This window comes from Solirhodobacter olei (assembly GCF_004010155.1).
GTDB classification, from domain to species: domain Bacteria; phylum Pseudomonadota; class Alphaproteobacteria; order Rhodobacterales; family Rhodobacteraceae; genus Solirhodobacter; species Solirhodobacter olei.
On the sequence record NZ_RRYH01000072.1, the window covers coordinates 1 to 4,651 of the forward strand.

6 protein-coding genes are annotated in these 4,651 nt (G+C 66.2%); all 6 read right to left on the reverse strand.

All coding sequences use genetic code 11. The annotated features are described in order from the left end of the window. Window positions 1–161: 161 nt before the first annotated feature. Complete coding sequence (locus EIP85_RS22400; RefSeq protein ID WP_127904421.1) at window positions 162–533, reverse strand: hypothetical protein; 372 nt, start codon at window positions 531–533, stop codon at window positions 162–164. Further along, on the reverse strand, window positions 533–919 hold the full coding sequence (locus EIP85_RS22405; RefSeq protein WP_127904422.1) for a response regulator: 387 nt from the start codon (window positions 917–919) through the stop codon (window positions 533–535). The genes EIP85_RS22400 and EIP85_RS22405 overlap by 1 nt, the downstream gene beginning before the upstream one ends. A gap of 3 nt (window positions 920–922) precedes the next feature. After that, on the reverse strand, window positions 923–1,816 hold the full coding sequence (locus EIP85_RS22410; protein WP_127904423.1) for a CheR family methyltransferase: 894 nt from the start codon (window positions 1,814–1,816) through the stop codon (window positions 923–925). A 2-nt stretch (window positions 1,817–1,818) separates the two neighbouring features. Then, window positions 1,819–2,301, reverse strand: coding sequence for a chemotaxis protein CheW (locus EIP85_RS22415; RefSeq protein ID WP_127904424.1), 483 nt, complete (start codon window positions 2,299–2,301; stop codon window positions 1,819–1,821). 18 nt (window positions 2,302–2,319) lie between these two features. Further along, the gene (locus EIP85_RS22420; protein WP_127904425.1) at window positions 2,320–4,407 is read right to left on the reverse strand and encodes a chemotaxis protein CheA; all 2,088 of its coding nucleotides are present in this window, start codon (window positions 4,405–4,407) and stop codon (window positions 2,320–2,322) included. After that, a partial coding sequence (locus EIP85_RS22425; protein WP_164871869.1) for a response regulator occupies window positions 4,404–4,651 on the reverse strand: 248 nt, incomplete at its 5' end. The genes EIP85_RS22420 and EIP85_RS22425, both read right to left, overlap by 4 nt.

A 4,651-nucleotide genomic window follows, 5' to 3' on the forward strand; every position in this document is an offset into this window, starting at 1 on the left:
CGGCTCTGGCCGGGCGGCGGCCCGAGCCGTTCAACTTCCGCGCCGGACTTCGGATCCAGACGCTGGTCGAAACCATCCACGCCTCAAGCCGCAAAGGGCGTTGGCTGGCGGTGCCCTGAACCTTGCCCCGGCACGCCGGTTCGCCCCGCCCGACCCGGCGGCTAGAACAGGTGCAGGTCGTCGGGATCGGGCGTGGCCTGGCCCTCTTCCGGGTGCCGGTGCACGCTCAGCGCATGTGAGAGCGCACGCAGCTTCACCTGCTTGATTGCCTCACGCGGATCGACCCCCACGCCCGCCGGGACCGTGGCGGCCAGAGTTTCGACATAGATGGCGAGGCTGTCGAGCGACTGGACCAGCACGTCGAGCTGCTGGAACGAATGCGCGGCGCGCAGCCCGGCCTGGCCGGAGTGGTGGATCAACCCTCCGATCGCATCCTCCACTTGGCGGCCGAGGTCATGCGTCTCGTGTAGCTGGGCGGCGAGCCGGGCCATGAGATCGGCGAGATCGGCCTGAAACGGGGACTCCGCCGACATCAGAACGGCCCCGTCACCGCCTGGATGCAGGCGCGCAGGCTGGCGGTTGTGAAGGGCTTGCGCAGATAGTTGTTCATCCCAAGGGCGCGGCCCCGCTCGATCAGCGACTGGTCGGCGGTGCCGGTAATCAGGATGAAGCCGATGCCGCGGGTGGACTTGTTCTGGCGCAGCGCCTCCAGCAACTGCAGCCCGTCCATGCCCGGCATGTTGTAGTCGGACAGGACCAGGTGGACCGGGCTGGCGACCAGCGTGCGCAGCGCCGAGGCCGGGTCGGGGCGGTGATCGACATGGCGGATGCCAAGCTCGTCCAGCGCCTGCATCACCAGGGCCCGGCTGGTCGACATGTCGTCCACCACCATGATCCGAAGGGTGTCCTTCAGCGACATCTTTCATCCTTTCCTGGAAGGCTGTGCGGCGCCGGGCGGCAGCAGCCGATAGCTGGTCATTCCGGTGGTCGCGAAGCGCGGGGCCACCCGTGGGGAAAGCCGCTCGGAATGGCCGATCAGCAGATGGCTGCCGGGGGCCATGACATTGGCAAAGGCCTCCCACAATCGGTCCTGCGTCTCGGGGTCGAAATAGATCGTGACGTTGCGGCAGAAGATCACGTCGAACGGACCCTTCATCGGCAGCGGCCGGATCAGGTTGAGCTGGCGGAAATCGATCATTTGGCGCACCGCCTCGCGTACGGTGTTGCTGCCGTCCGGCGCCTCCGGGTCGAGGAAACTGCGCCGCATGTCCTCCGGCAGGCCCTGGATCGCCTCGCGCCGGTAGCGGCCCGCCTTGGCGAGGGCGAGCACCTCCGGATCGACATCGGTTGCGAGGATCTTCAGGTTGAAACGTGCCGCCTCCGGCAGTGCGGTCAGCAGGCTGAAGGCAATGGAATATGCCTCCTCTCCCGTCGAGCAGCCGGCGGACCAGATGCGTGCCCGCCCGCCCCGGCGCAGCCGCTCGGCCAGCTTGGGCCTGACCTCGGCGGTGAGCAGGCGGAAATGGTGATCCTCTCGGAAGAAGCGGGTGACGTTGGTGGTCAGAGCAGAGATCATCTTGCGCCGTTCCTCGATGCCGGCCTCGGAGGCGACGAGCGCGCAATAGGATTTGAAATCCGTCATCCCGAGCGCGCGCAGCCGCTTGCCGAGCCGGGAGTAGACCAGCATCTCCTTCGAATCCGGCATGGTGATGCCGGCCTCCCGATGGGCCACGGCGGCGATCTGGCGGAAATCCTCGTGCGTGTAGAGGAAGTCGCGATCGCTGAGCGGCTGATGATTGGGCGCGACGGTCGCCATGATCAGGCCATGTCGATCGCGGTCTGGGGCAGCAAGCGTTCGAGATCGATCAGCCGCAGCGTGCGCTTCTCCACGCAGATGATGCCGGAGACGAAGCTGCGGGCGGAGTCGGATGCGATCTCGGGCGTGGGTTGGATGCTTTCGGTGGAAATGCCGAGAATGTCGGAGACGGATTCCACCAGAAGCCCCACGGTCTGGTCGCCGATCAGCGCGATGATGATGACATGGCGCCCGTCCGCCTCGGTCACGCCAAGCCCGAGGCGGCGCGACAGGTCGATCACCGGGACGACCGCGCCGCGCAGGTTCATCACACCCAGCACGTAATCCGGCGCATGCGGCATGACGGTGGTCTTCGACCAGCCACGGATTTCACGGATCGACATGATGTCGACGCAGAAATCCTGGTCGGCCGCCTTGAAGGTGACGAGTTCGCGAATAGCGCCGTTGCGTGCGGCGTTCGCCTCGATCTGGTCATGGAAAGACATCTGGCCCTCTCCTCGAAATTACAAAGCCGGGGCGCCCGTGCGCCGGGATTGCGAGACGGTATCCTCCGGGTCGATGATCAGCGCGATCTGCCCGTTGCCGAGGATCGTTGCGGCGGCGATGCCGGGAACGTGCCCGTAATTCGCCTCCAGCCCCTTGATGACGACCTGCCGCTGGTCGCGGATGACGTCCACGGCCAGCGCGTAGCGCGACCGCTCGTCGGTCTCGACCAGAAGCAGGATCACCTTCTCCTTCGGATATCCCTCGGGGCGGAAGCCGAAGACACGGCCGAGGTCGATTACCGGCACGATGGAATCGCGGACCGAGACCACCTCGCTATCCGGCCCGATCGCGTGCAGATCCTCGTTCGCGGGCCTGAGGGTTTCCACCACAGCGGTCAACGGCACCACCATGGTCTGGTCGCAGACCTCCACCACCATGCCGTCAAGCACCGCCAGGGTCAGCGGCAGGCTGATCGATATCACCGTACCCTGGCCGGGCGTCGACTGGATCGAGACCCGCCCTCCAAGCGACTGGATCGAGCGCTTCACCACATCCATGCCGACCCCTCGGCCGGAGAGGTCGGAGACCTGCGAGCGGGTGGAAAACCCGGGCAGGAACAAGAGTTTGTCGATCTCGCTCTCACTCAGTTCCAGCGCCGGGTCGATCAGCCCGCGCTCGACTGCGATGGCGCGCACCCGCTCGCGGTTGATGCCGGCGCCATCGTCGGCCACCTCGATCACCACCCGGCCGGAACGGTGCGCGGCCGAAAGCCGGATCGTGCCGAAGCCCTCCTTGCCGGCCTCGCGGCGTTTCTCCTCTGTCTCGATGCCATGGTCGATGGCGTTTCGAAGGATATGGGTGAGCGGGTCAGCCAGGCGTTCGATCACGGTCTTGTCGACCTCTGTCGCCTCGCCTTCGGTGACGAACTGCACCGCCTTGCCGGTTGCCATCCCTGCCTCTCGGACAATCCGGCCCATGCGTTGGAACAGCGGTTTGATCGATTGCGCCCGGATCGCCATCACGCTTTCCTGGATCTCGCCAGTCAGGTTGCGGAAGGCGTCGAGCCCGGCGCTGATCTCGGATGTGGCGGTCAGTCCCGAATCGACGAGCCGCTGGCTCAGCATTGCTTGTGTGATGACCAGTTCGCCGACGGCGTTGATCAGCCGCTCGACCCGGTCGAGATCGACCCGGATGGTGCTGCTGACCGGGGCGGTGGCAGCCTTCTCCGGCTCCTTTGCGAGGGTGGTGCGCGCCTCCTTCGCTGGCAGACCTTCAGGGGCGGGGGGAGAAGCAGCCTCAGCCTCGGCGACAGCCTCCTCCTCCGGCTCCACAGCCTGGATCGAGAGTTCGGCGAGCCCCTCGACAAACTCGAAGACCTCGCGCACCGCCTTCTCCGGCTGCGCGGTGGCAAGCGCGATCTTCCAGGTCAGGTAGCTTTCTTCCCAGTCGAGCTCGGTGAAATCGGGCAGGGCGCTGACGTCGAGCGTCACCTCCGGATCGCCGAGTTCCGAGAGCGCTTCGAACAGGTTCACCGGGTCGTGGCCGTTGGCGTAAAGCTGCCGCGTCGGCGCGAAGCGGATGGTATAGCTGGCTGCCGCCGGAGGGCTGAGGTCGAGCGGAAGACCAAGCGGCACAAAGCCGAATTCATCCCCGCTGCCCGCGATAGGCGGGGTGGCGGGCACAGGCGATGGTGTGGGCTCCGCAGGTTTCCCGCCCGAGGCCTCCGCGAGCGCTGCGAGCAACGGATCGCTTTCCGCGGCCGGCAGTGTCCGTTCCTCCTTCGAGGCGGCGACGAGGTCCGACAGATGATCGCCCGCCCGAAAGAGCAACGCGGATAGGTCGGGCGTGGGCTGAATCCTGCCCGAGCGAAGGGCGTCGAGCGTGGTCTCAAAGGCATGGGCGAAGCGGACAAGCTCGTTCAGCCCGAAGGCCCCCGCGCCGCCCTTGATCGAATGGACGGCCCGGAAGACGGCGTTCAGCGTCTCCTGATCGCAGGCGCCGCCGCGGCTGGCGGCGTCAATCTCCGCCAGCCCGTCGGTCATCGCTTCCAGGAGCTCCTCGCATTCCTGGAAGAAGGTGGTGCGGATATCTGAATTCGCGCTCATCTTGTCCCCTTCATTCCGGCGACCTTTCTGATCGCGGCGACCAGGCGGACATCGTCGAACGGCTTCACGATCCAACCGGTGGCGCCGGCGTTTCGCGCGCGTTCCTTCAGGTCGGTAGCGCTTTCGGTCGTCAGCACCAGGATCGGGACCGCGCGCCACTCATGCATCGCGCGGGCCCCCTCGATGAAGCCGAAGCCGTCGAGCTTCTTTGGTTGCCGCCCGTGATGCAAGAGGCTTCTGACCC